Origin of the sequence: Enterobacter chuandaensis, from assembly GCF_039718975.1 — a bacterium.
Taxonomy (GTDB): domain Bacteria; phylum Pseudomonadota; class Gammaproteobacteria; order Enterobacterales; family Enterobacteriaceae; genus Enterobacter; species Enterobacter chuandaensis.
In genome coordinates this window covers 1379973-1398974 of record NZ_CP097173.1, presented here as the reverse complement: position 1 = coordinate 1398974, position 19002 = coordinate 1379973, and the positions used below count along the sequence as shown (strand labels likewise).

The following is a 19002-nucleotide window of genomic DNA, read 5'->3' as shown; positions in this document are numbered from 1 at the left end:
TCTCCGCATTAGTAAGTACGAATCTTCGGCGGGAACGCCGGACGCAGTTTCGGTTCCATATTGACGCTACGACGCGTCATGGATTCCGACTCTGGCAGATACAGGGAATGGCACAGCCAGTTTTCGTCATCACGATCCGGGAAGTCGAAGCGGCTATGCGCGCCGCGGCTTTCGGTACGGAAGTTTGCCGACATCGCGGTTGCGAACGCGGTTTCCATCAGGTTATCCAGCTCCAGGCACTCAACGCGCTGGGTGTTGAACTCGCTGGAGGTGTCGTCCAGACGGGCATTTTTCAGACGCTCGCGGATCGCTTTCAGCTGCTCAAGACCTTTGGCCATCGCGTCGCCTTCGCGGAATACCGAGAAGTTGTGCTGCATGCACTCCTGCAACGCTTTACGGATTTCCACCGGATCTTCGCCGTTACGGTTACCGTTCCAGCGGTTGAGGCGCTCAAGAGAGGCATCAATTTCGTCGTCGGTCGCGTCACGCAGCGCGCCCTGCTCGGCAATGGATTCCTGCAGATGCAGGCCCACCGCACGACCAAATACCACCAGGTCCAGCAGGGAGTTGCCGCCCAGACGGTTTGCGCCGTGTACGGATACGCAGGCAATTTCGCCTACCGCGAACAGGCCCGGGATGACCACGTCTTCGCCCTGCTCGTTCACGGTCAGCGCCTGACCGGTCACTTTGGTCGGAATACCGCCCATCATGTAGTGACAAGTTGGGATAACCGGAATCGGCTCTTTCACCGGGTCGACGTGGGCGAAGGTGCGGGACAGCTCCAGAATGCCCGGCAGACGGGATTCCAGCACCTCTTTACCCAGATGGTCGAGCTTCAGCTTCGCGTGTGGACCCCATGGGCCGTCGCAGCCGCGGCCTTCACGGATTTCGATCATGATGGAACGCGCCACCACGTCACGACCCGCCAGGTCTTTCGCATTCGGGGCATAACGCTCCATGAAGCGCTCGCCGTGTTTGTTCAGCAGGTAGCCACCTTCACCACGGCAGCCTTCCGTCACCAGAACGCCCGCACCGGCAATACCGGTTGGGTGGAACTGCCACATTTCCATATCCTGCACCGGCACGCCCGCGCGGATTGCCATTCCAACGCCGTCACCGGTGTTGATGTGGGCGTTGGTGGTGGACTGGTAAATACGGCCAGCGCCGCCGGTCGCCAGCACGGTTGCGCGCGCTTTGAAGTAAACCACTTCACCGGTTTCGATGCACAGCGCGGTACAGCCGACGATTGCGCCATCGGCGTTTTTCACCAGATCCAGCGCATACCACTCGGAGAAGATGGTGGTGTGGTTTTTCAGGTTCTGCTGGTACAGGGTATGCAGCAGCGCGTGACCGGTACGGTCAGCTGCTGCCGCGGTACGTGCCGCCTGCTCGCCGCCGAAGTTTTTCGACTGGCCGCCAAACGGACGCTGATAGATGGTGCCATTTTCCAGACGGGAGAACGGCAGACCCATATGATCCAGCTCCAGAATCGCTTCCGGGCCGGTTTTACACATATATTCGATGGCGTCCTGGTCACCGATGTAGTCGGAACCTTTTACCGTATCGTACATGTGCCATTCCCAGTTATCTTCGTGGGAGTTACCCAGCGCTACGGTGATACCGCCCTGCGCAGACACAGTGTGGGAACGGGTCGGGAACACTTTAGAGAGCAGCGCACAGGTCTGGCCGCTCTGGGAAATTTGCAGTGCGGCACGCATACCTGCGCCACCGGCACCAATTACAACAGCATCAAATTCTCTGACTGGCAGTTTCATTACACACCCCACACCACAACGAATCCATAAATAACGTAAACCACCAGTGCAACGACAATGGCCAGCTGCAGAGGAAGGCGAATCGCCAGCGGTTTAACGTAATCGGTCAACACCTGCCACATGCCAATCCAGGCATGAATAAGAATGGAGAACAGCGCCAGCAGGGTGAACACTTTGGTGAAGGCGGATCCGAAGAACCCACTCCAGATTTCCCACGTCAGCGTGCCGCTGGTCGCGAAGAAACCGATCATGTAGATGATGTAAAGGGTGAGAACGATAGCGGTAGCACGGACAAGAATGAAGTCATGTACGCCGTTGCGTCCTAATGCGGAGGCGTTGCTTACCATACGAGAACTCCTGCGAGAAGTGAAAGCACGACAGTAATCACAAATGAAATGTTAGCGGAGCGTTTCCCGGCTTCGAAAGTCTCTTCCAGATAGCCAAAGTCCATCAGCATATGGCGAACGCCGCCAACAACGTGATAGGCCAGCGCGGTGAGAATGCCCCACATGATGAATTTCACGAAGAAGCTGTTCATGATGGCAGAGGCCTGGAGGAATCCTTCAGGGGAAGAGAGGCTGGTGCCCAGTAACCACAGCAGAATACCGACCGCCACAAACGTAATTACACCTGAAACACGGTGCAGAATGGACGCTATTGCTGTTATAGGGAACCGGATCGTTTTGAGATCCAGATTGACAGGTCTTTGTTTTTTCACATTTCTTATCATGAATAACGCCCACATGCTGTTCTTATTGTTTCCTTCCTCCGGACTGCGATGCGGGTCAAGCAGCGTTCCTTTTCTATAACTGCGCGTCATGCAAAACAATGCTTCCAGATGCTAAAACGACACGTTACAACGCTGGGTGGCTCGGGATTGCAGGGTGTTCCGGAGACCTGGCGGCAGTATAGGCCGTTCACAAAATCATTACAATTAACCTACATACAGTTTGTCGGGTTTTCTCTGGAACAGTGATCAGGGTCACGATAACAACATCTTTTTAATTTTTAATCATCTGATTTGACAAATGTTAAACAATATTGTTACAAACGTCATCAGAAAAGGCATATAATGCGCAAAAGTTATGAGGTCTCTCTTTCACCTGACAAATAGTTATGTAACAGTGTGACGGTATTGACCGAAGTTATCAGGACAGTTATTAGTGATATACAGGTTTGAATAATTCGGACTGCAAAAACGCTGATTTGCTGTTGTTTCACTGATATTTCATTCGTTTACCTGCAAGGCGCCATAGCTCTGTACCCTGGTTACTCCTCGTGAGCTGAGCGGTAAGCCAAATAACAATCTGGTAACGGTGATTAACAGCTGAAAGCAAATCCGGTAAAGCGCAGTCTTAAGCATAAGGCGCTAAGGAGACCGTAAATGGCTGATACAAAGGCAAAACTCACCCTCAACGGTGGTGATGCTATTGAACTGGATGTGCTAAAAGGCACGCTCGGTCAGGATGTTATTGATATCCGTACGCTGGGTTCCAAAGGAGTTTTCACCTTTGACCCTGGATTTACCTCTACCGCATCTTGCGAATCCAAAATCACCTACATTGACGGTGACGAAGGTATCCTGCTCCATCGCGGCTTCCCCATCGATCAGTTAGCCACCGAATCCAACTATCTGGAAGTGTGCTACATCCTGCTGAACGGCGAAAAACCGACGCAGGCGCAGTACGATGAATTCAAAACCACCGTGACCCGTCACACCATGATCCATGAGCAGATCACCCGTCTGTTCCATGCGTTCCGTCGTGACTCTCACCCGATGGCGGTGATGTGCGGGATTACCGGTGCGCTGGCGGCGTTCTACCACGATTCTCTGGACGTGAATAACCCGCGTCACCGTGATATCGCGGCATTCCGCCTGCTGTCTAAAATGCCGACCATGGCGGCGATGTGCTACAAATACTCCATCGGCCAGCCGTTTGTGTATCCGCGCAACGACCTCTCCTACGCCGGTAACTTCCTGCGCATGATGTTCTCCACGCCGTGCGAAGAATACGAAGTGAACCCGGTGCTGGAACGCGCAATGGACCGTATTCTGATCCTGCACGCTGACCACGAGCAGAACGCTTCTACCTCTACCGTCCGTACCGCAGGCTCTTCAGGCGCGAACCCGTTCGCCTGTATCGCAGCGGGTATCGCCTCCCTGTGGGGACCGGCGCACGGCGGCGCGAACGAAGCGGCGCTGAAGATGCTGGAAGAGATCAGCACCGTTGAGCACATTCCAGAGTTCGTGCGTCGCGCGAAAGACAAGAATGACTCCTTCCGTCTGATGGGCTTCGGTCACCGTGTTTACAAAAACTACGACCCGCGTGCGACCGTCATGCGTGAGACCTGCCACGAAGTGCTGAAAGAGTTGGGTACCAAAGATGACCTGCTGGAAGTGGCGATGGAGCTGGAACACATCGCGCTGAACGACCCGTACTTCATCGAGAAGAAACTCTACCCGAACGTCGATTTCTACTCTGGCATTATTCTGAAAGCGATGGGCATTCCGTCCTCCATGTTCACCGTGATCTTCGCCATGGCGCGTACCGTAGGCTGGATTGCACACTGGAACGAAATGCACAGCGAAGGCATGAAGATCGCTCGTCCTCGTCAGCTGTATACCGGCTACGAGCAGCGTGATTTTAAGTCTGACCTGAAGCGCTAAAAGACAAGCCCGGTGGCGCTAACGCTTACCGGGCCTACAAATAAATGCGAAACGTAGGCCGGGTAAGGCGTAGCCGCCACCCGGCTTTTTTACATCTGGCACCCTGGACACCAGTAAAACGGTCTGGAAGAGATCGTAGCCTTCTCAATCACCCCGCCGCACCGCTCGCATTTTTTCCCCGCCCGATGAAACACCTTGAACCGGAACAGCGCCCCGTGGTGCTTGTTTTCATCTACGATGCCGCGCGTGTTGTACGACAGCCGCGGGATGTCCAGCAGCGCGTGGGACAGCGCCTCCAGCTGTTCATCGCTCAACTGAGAGGCTTTATGCTGCGGCGCCAGCCCGACTTCCCAGAGGATTTCCACCCGCAGGTAGTTACCAAGCCCGGCCAGAAACGCCTGGTCAAGAAACAGGCCGGAAAACTGCCGGTTGCGGAATGTGGGCGATAGCAGTCGGGCCTTCACATCACTTGCCGTCAGGCGCATATCCAGCACGTCCGGCCCCACTCGCTGTAGAAACGGGTGCGTCAGCAGTTGCTCTGGCGTTAACATTTCGATATCCGACGCGCTGTACAGCAGGATCGCTTTCTCCGCCGTTTGCAGCCGGACACGCAGCACGCGGGTGGTTTGCGGCTGCTCGTCCGCATCGACTACGCGCCAGACGCCGTAAAGCTGGTTATGGCTATATAACGTCAGGTTATGGGAAAAGTGCGTCAGCAACGCTTTGCCGCGCGTTTCAATGCGGGTCACCGTCTGCCCCACCAGCTGTGATTCATACGGTTTTAGCTGAGGAAAAGCAAACCAGACATCCGTCAGGGGTTTGCCCTTTATCGCCGCCTCCAGGCTATCCGCCGCGCGGCGGATCTCCGGACCTTCTGGCATTTTTGTGTCCTTATCGTCATTATTCGGCGCTGACGAGAATGCCCTCTTCAGAGAACGCCGCCCGCAGGCGACGCGCGAACTGGAGCGCATGCTCGCCGTCGCCGTGTAAACACACCGTATCGGCCTGAACGTTTACGGATGTTCCATCCACGGCGGTCACCCGCCCGGCGCGCACCATCTCCAGCGTCTGCGCCAGCGCTTTGCTTTCATCAGTAATCAGCGCACCAGCCTGCGTACGCGGAACCAGGCTACCGTCCGGCATGTATCCCCGATCGGCAAACACTTCCTGCCGCGTCGTCAGCCCCAGCCGTTCTCCGGCACGAATAAGCTCGCTGCCCGCCAGGCCTACCAGAATCAGCTGCGGATTGCAGTCTCGCACCGCACGGGCGATGGCGTCCGCAAGAGCGGCATCTTTCGCCGCCTGATTGTAGAGCATGCCGTGCGGCTTTACGTGGCGCAGCACGCCGTGCTCAGCGCGCACTATCGCCTCCAGCGCGCCAATCTGGTAGAGCACCTGAGCGTAGACCGTCTCAGGGGGCAGGTCCATCGCCGTGCGGCCAAAGTTATCCCTGTCAGGGAAGCTCGGGTGAGCCCCAATCGCCACGCCGTTTTTAATGGCATTACGCACGCTCTCCAGCATGGTCTGCGCATCGCCCGCGTGAAAGCCGCAGGCGATATTGACCGAGGAGACCAGGGTCATCAGTTCCGCATCGGCGCGGCTGCCCTCCCCCAGATCGGCATTCAAATCAATCTTTACCATCAAGCCTCCACGCCAGCTGTTCGAGATAACGCTGCTGATCCTGCCGCGCCTTCAGTGCCTCCTCCAGCGAACACTGCACGAAATGAATCGGCTGGCCGAGAGGAATTTGCGCCAGATGGTAGCGATCCGCTTCGATAATGCAGGCAATGCGCGGGTAACCGCCGGTGGTTTGCGCGTCGTTCATTAACACGATGGGCTGCCCGTTGCCCGGCACCTGAATCACGCCAGGCAATAAACCGTGGGAAAGCAGCTCCCGGTCAGTCGTACGGGTCAGCGGCTGTCCCTGCAGGCGGTAACCCATGCGGTTACTCTGCGGGCTGATTTTCCACGGTGAGCGCCAGAAAGACTCTTTTGAGGCTTCATCAAACTCCTGATATTCCGGCCCCGGTAAGGCGCGGATCACGTTCCCCCACAGCAGCTGCTTCACGCCCTGAGTGGTCGAGAAATGACGCGCGGAGGGCTTAATCGCCAGGCGATCGCCGTCGCGCATCAGGCGCCCTTCATGACCACCGATGCCCGCTTTTTGATCGGTACTGGATGAGCCCAGCACCTCCGGCACGTCGATGCCGCCCGCTACTGCGAGATAGCTACGCACGCCGTGGCGTGGACGCTTGAGCGTCAGTCTCTGCCCGGCCTTCGCCCGCAGACGCCAGCCGGTCCACACCGCTTTGCCGTCCAGCGTGGCATCACAGCCTGCGCCGGTTAAGGCAAACCAGGTCTCCTGGCCAAATTCAATCACGCACTGGCCCAGCGTAATTTCTAACGCCGCCGTGCTGCCTGCGTTGCCGACCAGCAGGTTGGCAATCTCCAGCGAAGGGCGGTCAAGCGCGCCGCAGTAGCTCACGCCGGACTGGCGCATGCCAAAACGCCCGGCATCCTGAACGGAGGTGTAAAGCCCCGCGCGAATAAGCGTTAACATACTCCCTCCTTCTGCGGGATAAAGCGCAGGGTATCACCCGGACGCAGGAGTATTGGCGCATCCTGTCCGGGCTCGAACAACGGCGTGGACGTGTGCCCGATAAGCTGCCAACCGCCCGGCGAGGCGAGCGGGTAGATCCCCGTTTGCTCACCGCCAATCGCCACCGTTCCCGCGGGAACGCTCAGGCGCGGTTCGGCCCGACGCGGCGTATGCAGCTGGGGCAATAAGCCGCCCAGATACGGAAATCCCGGCTGAAATCCTAAAAACCAGACAACGTAATCCACCGAGGAGTGCAGCTCAACCACCTGCTTTTCCGTGAGTCCACAGTGTTCGGCTACCACGCCCAGATCGGGACCACTCTCGCCGCCATAGACGACCGGGATCTCAATCGTCCTCGATTCCGGCTCCAGTGCTTCGCTCTCCTCCCACCAGCGCTGAAGGCGTTCGATGGCATCCAGCGCCCCCGTGTGCGGGTCACGCAACACCACGGTGATATTATTCATACCTGGTATAGCTTCAACGACGCCCGGCATTTCAGGCAGACGCTGTGCCAGCCGCCAGATACGCTTTTGCGTGGCAAGCGTCACCGGCGGTTCAAGCTCCAGAACGACTGCGGTTTCCCCCAGAAGATAACAACGCGCTCGCTGCACTTAACTACCTCTCATCAGGCCGGATTAGGGATATCAATAAAGGTCACATCCAGATCGGTATTTTCCGTCAGCCACTCGCTGAGGGCGCGGATGCCGCCACGTTCGGTGGCGTGGTGCCCCGCCGCGTAAAAATGCAGCCCCTGCTCACGAGCGGAATGAACCGTCTGCTCGGAGACTTCGCCGGTAATAAACGCATCAACGCCAAAGCGCGCGGCGCTATCGATAAAGCCCTGGCCGCCGCCTGTACACCAGGCCACACGCTTCACGGTATCTGGCCCGGTGTCGCCGCACCACAGCGGACGACGCCCCAGACGCGCTTCGATCCACGAGGCCAGCTCCAGACCCGGTACCGGCATTGAAAGTTCGCCCCACGGCACCAGCGGCTCGATTTCACCCATTACGGTTATGCCCAACAGCTGCGCCAGCTGGACGTTGTTGCCCAGCTCCGGATGCGCGTCCAGCGGCAGGTGGTAACCGTACAGGTTGATGTCATTCGCCAGCAACGTTTTGAGGCGGTTACGCTTCATGCCGCGGATAATCGGCGATTCGTTTTTCCAGAAGTAACCGTGATGGACGATCACCGCGTCGGCTTCCTGACGGACCGCTTCATCCAGCAGCGCCTGACTTGCCGTCACGCCGGTGATGATTTTTTGCACCGTTTCGCGACCTTCCACCTGCAGGCCATTCGGGCCGTAGTCGCTGAAGGAGGTGGCGTTAAGTTTTTCGTTAATCAGGCGTTCCAGTTCACTGTTTTTCATCATCATTCTCTCAAACTTTGCGGGCGGCTTCGTACGCCGCCAGCGTGGCGACGCGCGCCTGTTTATGGTCAACAATTGGGCGGGGATAATCGAGCTTTACGCCCTGTTTATCCGCCCATGCCCACGGGTCGTGGATCGCCTTCGCAGGAACGTTCCTGAGCGCGGGCAACCAGCTGCGAATAAAATCGCCGTTGGCATCAAATTTTTGCCCCTGAGTGGTCGGATTAAAAATCCGGAAATAGGGTGCCGCATCGGTTCCGGTGGAGGCCGCCCACTGCCAGCCCCCGTTATTCGCCGCCAGATCGCCATCGATCAGCTGAGAAATAAAATAGCGCTCCCCGACGCGCCAGTCGATAAGCAGATCCTTCACCAGGAAGCTGGCGGTAATCATTCGCAGACGGTTGTGCATCCACCCGGTCTCATTCAGCTGGCGCATGGCCGCATCAACAATCGGGTAGCCCGTCTGCCCGCTTTGCCAAGCCTGTAAAAGCGCCTCATCGTGCTGCCATTTTACGTTATCGGTCCAGGGAATAAACGGACGATGCTTACAGAGATCGGGATGATACGTCATCAGATGGCGATAGAATTCGCGCCAGATAAGTTCGTTCAGCCAGACGGCACCTGCCCCACCGTCCAGCGCCTGCGGCTGTTCGGCCAGAAGGCGATGCAAACACTGGCGTGGCGAGATCGCGCCCAGCGCCAGACAGGCCGACAGGCGGCTGGTGCCTTCAATAGCGGGGAAATCCCGACGCGCGTCGTATTCCGCCGCCCCCTGCTTGCAGAACTGCCGTAGTTGGGCGATCGCCGCTTTTTCATCGGCGGGAAAAAGCATTTCATCAAACGGCTGCTGAGGATAATCAAACGTCAGGTCAGGCAGATTAGTCACGGGTTCGCCCCGCGCAGCAGGCGCGGCAACGCACTCCGGCAGCGCCTCCTTGAGGCGCTTGATAAAGGCGTTTTTAAACGGCGTGAAAACTTTATACATCTCATTATTGCCGGTCATCACGCTGCCCGGTGGCAGCATCACGCTGTCATCAAACCCTTCGCAGACCATCCCTTCCAGCATCTTCTCCAGCTGGCGGTCGCGCTGCTGCTCGTTGAATTCGTACTGATAGTTGTAAAAAAGATGCGTGACGCCGTTTTGCTGGCATATCTCCTGCAGCATATGAAGCTGCGCGGTAAAATCGCTGACCTCTTTGTAGATCAGCGGAATGCCTTTCTCAGCAAGCGCGCGCTGCAGTTCGTTCAGGTGTGATTTGAGGTAAGCCGCCTGCCGCGGAGCCATAGCATGCTGCTGCCACTGCTCAGGCGTGGCGATAAACAGGGCCAGAACATTCGCGTCTTTTGCGCGACAGGCCGCCGCGAGTGCGATGTTGTCATGTACGCGCAGATCCGCGCGAAACCAAACCAGATGGGTGGGCATAAAACTCCTGGCTATTGTCCATTATGTCCGTAAGGGCATGCCGTAAAAGGAAAAAGCATGCATCGAACTACTTTGCCATGAAGTGTAGACGGGATGAAATAAAAAAGGCCGCCCGGGGCGGCCTTAACGCTACTTGTCCTGCGCTATCGGGGTTAAAGCAACAAACACATCCGGTTTATCACTCTTTACAACGAGTACGCTGGCGACAATGAACGCGATGCATAAATAGCGTTTCACTATGCGGTCCCTGCTGCTAACCGCTCCACCGTTCACCACCGGTGATAAATCGGTGGACACAAGCTCTGTGTGGGAGCCTGACTTACGGTTGTTGTAACACCTCTCCCGGGACCGGTGCCCATTTGCGAAGATGGCGGAAAGGGACGCAGCATGGTAAACATCACTTGAGCAAAACGTAATCCAATGAACCTGTTTTTAAGAATATATTTAGGACAGAAGCGTTTGCTAATACACCCTGCAGACGTATGCTTGTAAGCCTCTGTGTGAGAGCCTGAAGACCACCCAACGGACCGCGAATCCCGAGGGACAAAAAAACCGCCATATTGCTATTGGCGGTTTTTTTATGGCTACGCGTCAGCGTTGTATCAATAGAAATCGCAGGTCGCTTTCTCGGCCTGATCCATCCACACCGGCTTCTCGCTGGTTTTCGCCCAGACGCGGTGCAGATAGCTGTAAAAACGTGCGCGATCTTTCCAGAACAACATCACCGGCAGAGCCAGCACGCCAGCCACTACGGCGAAAGTGCGACGCATGAACACGATATGAGCCGGATACTCTTTATAAAGATCCATATTTTTCTCCCCTGTAGTTGGCCGGAAACCTTCTCCGGAAAATGTGAAATCTGTGACCTGGCTAAAATAATATCGCTTTGTTTGTAATTTTACTACTCATCCGACCACTTATTTTTATCCATTTAGTGAATATTTACATTCGCGCCGTAATTAAGTTACAAAAAAGTTAACGATTTACTTACCAATAGTTAAATTGTGGTTTTTGCCATTTTTATACTTTTTTTACACCCGCCCTCCTCATTTTTGCGAAATCTTTGCGCCGTAAATCCTACCGTTAGCACAACAACAAAAGTCACCCGGAGGTGGATTGTGAGTGCAGGTCTTATTGCCGGCATCGTGCTGGTGTTCCTGTTATTGGGTTATCTGGTTTATGCCCTGATTAATGCGGAGGCATTCTGATGGCTGCTCAGGCGTTTTTGCTTATCGCCAGCTTCTTCGTGGTCCTGTTCGTCCTGGCACGGCCACTGGGATCAGGGCTGGCACGGCTTATCAACAACGTCCCCTTGCCCGGCACGGGAAGCGTTGAAAAAGGGATCTGGCGTGTTCTGGGAATCGACGATCGTGAGATGAACTGGCGTCAGTATCTGTTTGCCATTCTGCTGCTGAATATCGTTGGGCTCATTGCGCTTTTTGCCATGCTGATGCTGCAGGGTAGCCTGCCGCTGAATCCGCAACAGTTACCGGGCCTGTCCTGGCATCTTGCCCTGAACACGGCGGTGAGCTTTGTCACCAACACCAACTGGCAGTCCTATGCCGGTGAAACCACGCTGAGCTATTTCAGCCAGATGGCTGGATTAACCGTGCAGAACTTCCTCTCTGCCGCCAGCGGTATCGCGGTGATCTTCGCGCTAACGCGCGCGTTCGCGCGTCAGAAAATCAGTACCCTGGGTAACGCCTGGGTGGATTTAACGCGCATTACGCTGTGGATCCTGCTGCCGATTGCGCTGCTTATCGCGCTGTTCTTTATTCAGCAAGGCACCCTGCAAAACCTGCTGCCTTATGCCCCTTATACCTCGCTGGAAGGAGCAAAACATCTCCTGCCGATGGGGCCGGTGGCATCGCAGGAGGCGATTAAGATGCTTGGCACCAACGGCGGCGGCTTCTTCAACGTCAACTCTTCGCATCCGTTTGAAAACCCGACTGCATTGACCAATTTGGTGCAGATGCTGGCGATCTTCCTGATCCCCGCCGCGCTCTGTTTCGCCTTTGGTGATGTGGTCAACGATCGCCGTCAGGGCCGCACCCTGCTCTGGACCATGTCGCTGATCTTCGTGGTCTGCGTGGTGCTGGTGATGTGGGCTGAATGGAGCGGCAACCCCCATTTCATGCAGCTTGGGGCTGACAGCACTATCAACATGGAAGGTAAAGAGAGCCGCTTCGGCATTCTCGCCAGCAGCCTCTACGCGGTGGTCACCACGGCGGCATCGTGCGGGGCCGTCAATGCCATGCATGATTCCTTTACCGCGCTGGGCGGGATGATCCCGATGTGGCTGATGCAGATCGGCGAGGTGGTGTTTGGCGGCGTGGGCTCGGGTCTTTACGGCATGCTGCTGTTCGTGCTGCTGGCGGTGTTTATTGCCGGTCTGATGATTGGCCGCACCCCGGAATACCTCGGTAAAAAAATCGACGTTCGCGAGATGAAATTAACCGCGCTGGCGATTCTGGTCACCCCAGCCCTTGTGCTGCTCGGCACCGCGCTGGCGCTGATGACCGAGGCCGGACGCAGCGGCATCTTTAACCCGGGCATTCATGGCTTCAGCGAAGTGTTGTATGCCGTTTCGTCTGCCGCCAACAACAACGGCAGCGCCTTTGCGGGCTTAAGCGCCAACTCTCCGTTCTGGAACTGCCTGCTGGCGTTCTGCATGTTTGTGGGGCGCTTCGGGGTGATTGTGCCGGTCATGGCGATCGCCGGATCGCTGGTGAATAAAAAAATTCAACCGACCACCACCGGGACATTACCGACACACGGCGCGCTGTTTATCGGCCTGCTGACGGGCACCGTTTTGCTGGTCGGCGCCCTGACCTTTATCCCCGCCCTCGCGCTAGGCCCGGTCGCGGAAACTCTTTCTTTACGCTGATTTTGCGGAGTATTTGTCATGAGTCGTAAACAACTGGCCCTGCTCGAACCGTCGTTAGTTCGTCAGGCGCTCATGGATGCGGTAAAAAAGCTGAGCCCGCGCGTGCAGTGGCGCAACCCGGTGATGTTTATCGTCTGGGCGGGCAGCATCCTGACCACCGTACTGGCAATCGCCATGGTAACGGGCCACATGTCGGGGAATGCGATGTTTACCGGGGCCATCAGCCTGTGGCTGTGGTTTACCGTGCTGTTCGCCAACTTTGCCGAAGCGCTGGCGGAAGGCCGGAGTAAAGCGCAGGCCAACAGCCTGAAAGGGGTGAAAAAAACGGCGTTTGCGCGGAAATTACGTGAACCGAAATACGGCGCGCAGATGGACCACGTTCCGGCAGATGAACTGCGTAAAGGTGATGTGGTGCTGGTAGAAGCTGGCGACATCATCCCGTGCGACGGAGAAGTGATTGAAGGTGGCGCATCGGTGGATGAAAGCGCCATTACCGGGGAATCCGCGCCGGTGATCCGTGAATCCGGCGGCGATTTCGCCTCCGTAACCGGCGGGACGCGCATTCTTTCCGACTGGCTGGTCATTCAGTGCAGCGTCAACCCGGGCGAAACCTTCCTCGACCGGATGATCGCCATGGTAGAAGGCGCGCAGCGCCGCAAAACGCCGAACGAGATCGCCCTGACCATTCTGCTGGTGGCCCTGACCATCGTCTTCCTGCTGGCAACCGCGACGCTGTGGCCATTCTCGGCCTACGGCGGCACCGCGGTCACCGTCACCGTGCTGGTGGCGCTGCTGGTCTGCCTGATCCCAACGACCATTGGCGGCCTGCTATCAGCCATCGGCGTGGCTGGTATGAGCCGCATGCTGGGTGCCAACGTCATTGCCACCAGCGGGCGCGCGGTTGAAGCCGCCGGTGACGTGGATGTCTTGCTGCTGGATAAAACCGGGACCATCACCCTCGGTAACCGCCAGGCGTCAGAATTTTTACCCGCTCCCGGCGTGGATGAAAAAACGCTGGCAGATGCCGCGCAGCTCTCTTCACTTGCCGATGAGACCCCGGAAGGCCGCAGCATCGTGATTCTCGCGAAACAGCGCTTCAACCTGCGCCAGCGCGACGTGCAGAGCCTGCACGCTACTTTCGTGCCCTTCACGGCGCAGACCCGCATGAGCGGCATTAACATTCAGGATCGCATGATCCGTAAAGGCTCCGTTGACGCCATCCGTCGCCACATTGAAGCCAACAACGGCCACTTCCCGCCCGAGGTGGACAAGCTGGTCGAAAGCGTTGCCCGTCAGGGGGCCACGCCGCTGGTGGTGGCAGAAGGCTCGAACGTGCTGGGCGTGATTGCCCTGAAGGATATCGTCAAAGGCGGTATTAAAGAGCGCTTTGCCCAGCTGCGTAAAATGGGTATTAAAACGGTGATGATAACCGGGGATAACCGTCTTACCGCCGCGGCGATTGCCGCCGAAGCGGGCGTAGATGATTTCCTTTCCGAAGCCACGCCGGAAGCGAAGCTGGCGTTGATTCGTCAGTATCAGGCGGAAGGCCGCCTGGTGGCGATGACGGGTGACGGTACCAACGATGCCCCTGCCCTGGCGCAGGCCGACGTGGCGGTGGCGATGAACTCCGGTACCCAGGCGGCAAAAGAGGCGGGCAACATGGTCGACCTCGACTCTAACCCGACCAAGCTGATTGAGGTTGTGCACATTGGCAAGCAGATGCTGATGACGCGCGGGTCGCTGACCACGTTCAGTATCGCCAACGACGTGGCAAAATATTTCGCTATTATCCCGGCGGCCTTTGCGGCCACCTATCCGCAGCTCAATGCGCTGAACGTGATGCACCTGCACTCTCCGTCCTCGGCCATTCTCAGCGCGGTGATTTTTAACGCCCTGATTATTGTCTTCCTGATCCCGCTGGCGCTGAAAGGCGTGAGCTATAAGCCGCTGACCGCCGCCGCCATGCTGCGCCGGAATCTGTGGATTTACGGCCTGGGTGGGCTGGTGGTGCCTTTCATCGGTATCAAAGCTATCGACCTGCTGTTGACGCTGTTCGGCCTGGTTTAAAAGGTGAATCAAATGACGATGTTACGCCCCGCTATACTTTTGTTTATTCTGCTGTCTCTCATTACCGGCGGGCTGTACCCGCTGGTGACTACCGCGCTGGGCCAGTGGTGGTTTAAGGATCGGGCCAACGGCTCGCTGATTATGCAAAACGGTGAAAACCGCGGTTCACGCCTGATCGGGCAGAACTTTACGGATGCCCGTTACTTCCAGGGACGCCCTTCCGCCACTGCCGAAAGCCCGTATAATCCGATGGCGTCCGGCGGCAGTAACCTGGCGGGCAGCAACCCGGAGCTGGACAAAGCCGTCGCTGAGCGCGTGGCGGCCCTGCGCGCCGCCAATCCGCAGGCCAGCCGTGAGGTGCCCGTGGAACTGGTAACCGCCTCGGCCAGCGGACTGGACTACAGCCTGACGCCGGCAGCAGCGGCATGGCAAATCCCGCGCGTCGCCGCCGCCCGTCAGCTGACCGTCGAACAGGTGAGCAAGCTGGTGGCAGAGCACACGCAAAAGCCGTTGGTCAGCTTTATCGGCATGCCCGTGGTGAATATTGTTGAGCTGAATCTGGCGCTGGACGCGCTAAGGAAAAACTAAATGACCGACGAGCCAATGCGCCCGGATCCGGACAGGCTGCTTGAACAGACGGCTGAAGCCCATCGCGGCAAACTGAAAATTTTCTTTGGCGCCTGCGCAGGCGTCGGGAAAACCTTCGCCATGCTGACGGAAGCCCAGCGGCTTCGGGCGCAGGGGCTCGATATTCTGATCGGCGTGGTTGAAACCCACGGACGTAAAGAGACAGCATCGCTGCTGAAGGGGCTGGCGACCCAGCCGCCCCGCCGCATCAGCCACCGTGGTCGTTTAGTCACGGAGTTTGATATTGATGCCGCCCTCGCCCGCCGTCCCGCCCTTATCCTGATGGACGAACTGGCGCACAGCAATGCGCCGGGCTCGCGTCACCCAAAGCGCTGGCAGGATGTGGAAGAACTGCTCGAAGCCGGTATTGATGTTTTCACCACGGTTAACGTTCAGCATCTTGAAAGCCTGAACGACGTGGTGAGCGGCGTGACCGGCATTCAGGTACGGGAGACGGTGCCCGACCCGTTCTTTGATTCTGCCGATGAAGTGGTGCTGGTCGATCTCCCCCCCGACGATTTGCGTCAACGCCTGCACGAAGGGAAAGTCTATATCGCTGGCCAGGCCGAGCGCGCCATCGAACACTTCTTCCGCAAAGGTAACCTGATTGCCCTGCGCGAACTGGCTCTGCGTCGCACTGCCGATCGCGTCGACGATCAGATGCGCGCCTGGCGTGACCTGCAGGGTCAGGAACGCGTCTGGCATACGCGGGACGCCATTCTGCTGTGCGTGGGACACGGCAGCGGCAATGAAAAGCTGGTCCGCACCGCCGCTCGTCTGGCGGCCAAATTTGGCAGCGTCTGGCATGCGGTGTATGTTGAAACACCGCAACTGCACGCTCTGCCCGAAAATCAGCGCCGCGCGATCCTGAGTTCGCTACGCCTGGCGCAGGAGCTGGGCGCTGAAACGGCCACCCTTTCCGATCCTCAGGAAGATAAAGCCATTCTGCGCTACGCCCGTGAGCACAACCTGGGGAAAATCGTGATTGGCCGTCGCCAGCACCGCCGCTGGTTTAGCCGCGAATCCTTTGCCGACAAGCTGGCCCGCCGCGCGCCGGATCTGGATCTGGTGATCGTGGCGCTGGATGATAAACCTGCTCCCCTCCCCAGCCGCACGCCGGACAGCCGTGCCTTCAGCGATAAATGGCGCATTCAGCTTCGCGGCTGTTTTGTTGCCGTTGTGCTCTGCGCCCTGATTACCGTGATTGCCAGCCAGTGGCTGATTGCCTTTGATGCGGCCAACCTGGTGATGATTTACCTCCTTGGCGTGGTGGTAGTGGCGCTCTTTTACGGACGCTGGCCGTCGGTACTGGCGACGGTAGTCAACGTCATCAGCTTCGATCTGTTCTTTATTGCCCCACGCGGGACGCTCGCGGTTTCGGACGTACAGTACATCCTCACCTTCGCCGTCATGCTCACCGTCGGGCTGGTGATCGGGAACTTAACGGCGGGCGTGCGCTACCAGGCGCGTATCGCCCGCTATCGCGAACAGCGAACGCGCCATCTCTATGAGATGTCGAAATCGCTGGCTGTGGGCCGCACGCCGCTGGATATTGTGCAGACCAGCGAGCAGTTTATCCGCTCGACGTTTCATGCCAGCAACCTGATTTTACTCCCGGACGAGCACGGCAAGCTGCGCCCGCTGACGTCGGCCTCGGGCATGACGCCCTGGGACGAAGCCATCGCCCGCTGGAGCTTTGATAAAGGGCTACCGGCGGGCGCAGGGACCGACACCCTGCCCGGCGTGCCCTATCAAATTCTGCCGCTGCGCAGTGCCGATAAAAATCAGGGGCTGGTGATTGTTGAGCCCTCCAACCTGCGCCAGCTGATGATCCCCGAACAGCAACGGCTGCTCGAGACCTTCACCCTGCTGGTTGCCAGCGCGCTGGAGCGGCTGGCGCTTACCGCCAGCGAAGAGCAGGCCAGGCTGGCGAGCGAGCGGGAAAGCATTCGTAACTCGCTGCTGGCGGCGCTTTCTCACGATCTGCGAACCCCGCTCACCGTCCTGTTTGGTCAGTCAGAAATCCTGACGCTGGATCTGGCGGCGGAAGGCTCTAAACACGCCATCCAGGCCAGCGAGATTCGCCAGCATGTGCTGAATACCACGCGCCTGGTGAATAACCTGCTTGATATGGCGCGGATCCAGTCAGGCGGTTTTAACCTCAAAAAAGAGTGGCTCACGCTCGAAGAAGTGGTAGGCAGCGCCCTGAAAATGCTGGAACCCGGCCTCGGTGGACGCCATATTGCGCTGAACATGCCCGAGCCGCTGACCTTAATTCACGTCGACGGTCCGCTGTTTGAACGGGTGCTGATCAACCTGCTGGAAAACGCCGGCAAATATGCGGGTGCCAGCGCGCAGATCGGCGTGGATGCGACCGTTAACGACGGAACGCTGCGTCTTGACGTCTGGGATACCGGCCCGGGCATTCCTGCCGGACAGGAGATGGCGATTTTCGAAAAATTCGCGCGCGGTAATAAGGAGTCGGCCATTCCGGGCGTTGGGCTGGGGCTGGCCATTTGCCAGGCGATTATTGACGTTCATGGCGGGACCATTTCCGCAGAGAATCGTCCGGAAGGGGGCGCAAGGTTTTGTGTTACACTTCCACTGGAAACTCCGCCAGAACTTAATGAATTACCAGAGGATTTGTGATCAACGTTCTGATTGTTGAAGATGAAATCGCCATTAGCCGGTTTCTGCGCGCTGCGCTGGAAGGAGACGGTCTGCGCGTTCATGATGCCGGTACCCTTCAACGGGGGTTAATTGAAGCCGCGACCCGCAAGCCGGACCTGGTGATCCTCGATCTTGGCCTGCCGGACGGTGACGGTATCGATTTTATTCGCGAGGTTCGTCAGTGGAGCCAGATGCCGATCCTGGTGCTCTCCGCCCGTACTGAAGAGACGGATAAAATCGCGGCGCTGGATGCCGGGGCGGACGACTATCTGATTAAACCTTTCGGGATTGGCGAGCTGCAGGCTCGCCTGCGCGTGGCGCTGCGCCGCCACAGCGCAACCACGCCTGCTGACCCGACCTAGACGTTTGGGGATATCCGGGTTGATCTGGCCGCGCGACGTATTGTTCGCGGTGAAGAAGAAATCCATCTCACGCCAATCGAGTTTCGTCTGCTCGCCGTGCTGCTTAATAATCACGGGAAGGTACTCACCCAGCGCCAGCTGTTAAGTCAGGTGTGGGGACCCAACGCGGTGGAACATAGTCACTATTTACGCATATATATGGGGCATCTTCGCCAGAAACTTGAAGTTGACCCCGCTCGCCCTCGCCATTTATTAACTGAAACCGGTATCGGTTATCGGTTTATGCTTTGAATAACTATTCACTTTATTTTTTAAATAAAAACAACCCCATCAGAAAATATTTCATAAATAATCATAAGATTATTTTTTTGGTTATTTTTGTTCATTTTGAACATTGATAAAACAATCCATTAACGCATCATCAACAAATCAGAATTTTGATCTGCTATATTCATCAAAAACGATTATTTATTTCTGAAATGATCGGGTAATGGTGATCTGTTTCACAGTTAATCGCCTTTTCCTGGATAAAATGACCATGCTTTCAATTGCTGA

General features: G+C 57.1%; 16 protein-coding genes and 1 pseudogene. 7 read left to right on the top strand and 10 right to left on the bottom strand.

Features of this window, described 5'->3' with window-relative positions; translation table 11 throughout:
* Positions 1-8 precede the first annotated feature (8 nt).
* The 3 genes from sdhA to sdhC are packed head-to-tail and all read right to left on the bottom strand — an operon-like array spanning position 9 to position 2520.
* A complete protein-coding gene (gene sdhA / locus MX657_RS06745; protein WP_023310789.1) occupies positions 9-1775 on the bottom strand; it encodes a succinate dehydrogenase flavoprotein subunit in 1767 nt (588 codons plus the stop codon).
* Complete coding sequence (sdhD, locus tag MX657_RS06740) at positions 1775-2122, bottom strand: succinate dehydrogenase membrane anchor subunit (RefSeq protein ID WP_008501088.1); 348 nt, start codon at positions 2120-2122, stop codon at positions 1775-1777. The genes sdhA and sdhD overlap by 1 nt, the downstream gene beginning before the upstream one ends.
* Entirely contained in the window at positions 2116-2520 is a 405-nt protein-coding gene (gene sdhC, locus MX657_RS06735) for a succinate dehydrogenase cytochrome b556 subunit (protein ID WP_346808532.1), read from the bottom strand. Before sdhC ends, sdhD begins: the two co-directional genes overlap by 7 nt.
* Positions 2521-3159: 639 nt before the next feature.
* Between sdhC and MX657_RS06730 the strand changes: the two genes are divergently transcribed.
* Positions 3160-4443: a citrate synthase gene (locus tag MX657_RS06730; RefSeq protein ID WP_013097545.1), complete on the top strand. Its 1284-nt coding sequence runs from the start codon at positions 3160-3162 to the stop codon at positions 4441-4443.
* Positions 4444-4532: 89 nt separating this feature from the next.
* On the opposite strand, the gene nei is transcribed toward MX657_RS06730, so the two are convergent.
* From nei to MX657_RS06695, 7 genes are all read right to left on the bottom strand, one after another.
* The gene (gene nei / locus MX657_RS06725) at positions 4533-5324 is read right to left on the bottom strand and encodes an endonuclease VIII (protein ID WP_119915083.1); all 792 of its coding nucleotides are present in this window, start codon (positions 5322-5324) and stop codon (positions 4533-4535) included.
* Between the two features lie 19 nt (positions 5325-5343).
* Complete coding sequence (gene pxpA, locus MX657_RS06720) at positions 5344-6084, bottom strand: 5-oxoprolinase subunit PxpA (protein ID WP_119915084.1); 741 nt, start codon at positions 6082-6084, stop codon at positions 5344-5346.
* Complete coding sequence (gene pxpC, locus MX657_RS06715; protein ID WP_119915085.1) at positions 6071-7003, bottom strand: 5-oxoprolinase subunit PxpC; 933 nt, start codon at positions 7001-7003, stop codon at positions 6071-6073. The genes pxpA and pxpC overlap by 14 nt, the downstream gene beginning before the upstream one ends.
* Positions 6997-7653, bottom strand: coding sequence for a 5-oxoprolinase subunit PxpB (gene pxpB / locus MX657_RS06710; protein ID WP_119915086.1), 657 nt, complete (start codon positions 7651-7653; stop codon positions 6997-6999). The genes pxpC and pxpB overlap by 7 nt, the downstream gene beginning before the upstream one ends.
* A 14-nt stretch (positions 7654-7667) precedes the next feature.
* Positions 7668-8411 carry a type 2 GTP cyclohydrolase I gene (locus MX657_RS06705; RefSeq protein ID WP_119915315.1) on the bottom strand — a complete coding sequence of 248 codons (744 nt, stop codon included), beginning with the start codon at positions 8409-8411 and terminating at the stop codon, positions 7668-7670.
* Between the two features lie 10 nt (positions 8412-8421).
* The gene (phrB, locus tag MX657_RS06700; RefSeq protein ID WP_346807782.1) at positions 8422-9834 is read right to left on the bottom strand and encodes a deoxyribodipyrimidine photo-lyase; all 1413 of its coding nucleotides are present in this window, start codon (positions 9832-9834) and stop codon (positions 8422-8424) included.
* A gap of 602 nt (positions 9835-10436) precedes the next feature.
* Positions 10437-10643: a YbfA family protein gene (locus tag MX657_RS06695; protein ID WP_014069366.1), complete on the bottom strand. Its 207-nt coding sequence runs from the start codon at positions 10641-10643 to the stop codon at positions 10437-10439.
* Between the two features lie 309 nt (positions 10644-10952).
* Here MX657_RS06695 and kdpF point away from each other — a divergent pair, with 309 nt between their 5' ends.
* From kdpF to kdpE, 6 genes and pseudogenes are all read left to right on the top strand, one after another.
* Complete coding sequence (gene kdpF / locus MX657_RS06690; protein WP_014069365.1) at positions 10953-11042, top strand: K(+)-transporting ATPase subunit F; 90 nt, start codon at positions 10953-10955, stop codon at positions 11040-11042.
* On the top strand, positions 11042-12721 hold the full coding sequence (gene kdpA / locus MX657_RS06685; RefSeq protein ID WP_346807779.1) for a potassium-transporting ATPase subunit KdpA: 1680 nt from the start codon (positions 11042-11044) through the stop codon (positions 12719-12721). The genes kdpF and kdpA overlap by 1 nt, the downstream gene beginning before the upstream one ends.
* Positions 12722-12739: 18 nt before the next feature.
* Complete coding sequence (kdpB, locus tag MX657_RS06680) at positions 12740-14788, top strand: potassium-transporting ATPase subunit KdpB (protein WP_119915089.1); 2049 nt, start codon at positions 12740-12742, stop codon at positions 14786-14788.
* Between the two features lie 12 nt (positions 14789-14800).
* Positions 14801-15376, top strand: coding sequence for a potassium-transporting ATPase subunit KdpC (kdpC, locus tag MX657_RS06675; RefSeq protein WP_080327882.1), 576 nt, complete (start codon positions 14801-14803; stop codon positions 15374-15376).
* Complete coding sequence (kdpD, locus tag MX657_RS06670; RefSeq protein ID WP_252002607.1) at positions 15377-18064, top strand: two-component system sensor histidine kinase KdpD; 2688 nt, start codon at positions 15377-15379, stop codon at positions 18062-18064.
* Positions 18061-18738: pseudogene (kdpE, locus tag MX657_RS06665) on the top strand (two-component system response regulator KdpE). Before kdpD ends, kdpE begins: the two are co-directional and overlap by 4 nt.
* The last annotated feature ends 264 nt before the right edge of the window (positions 18739-19002 follow it).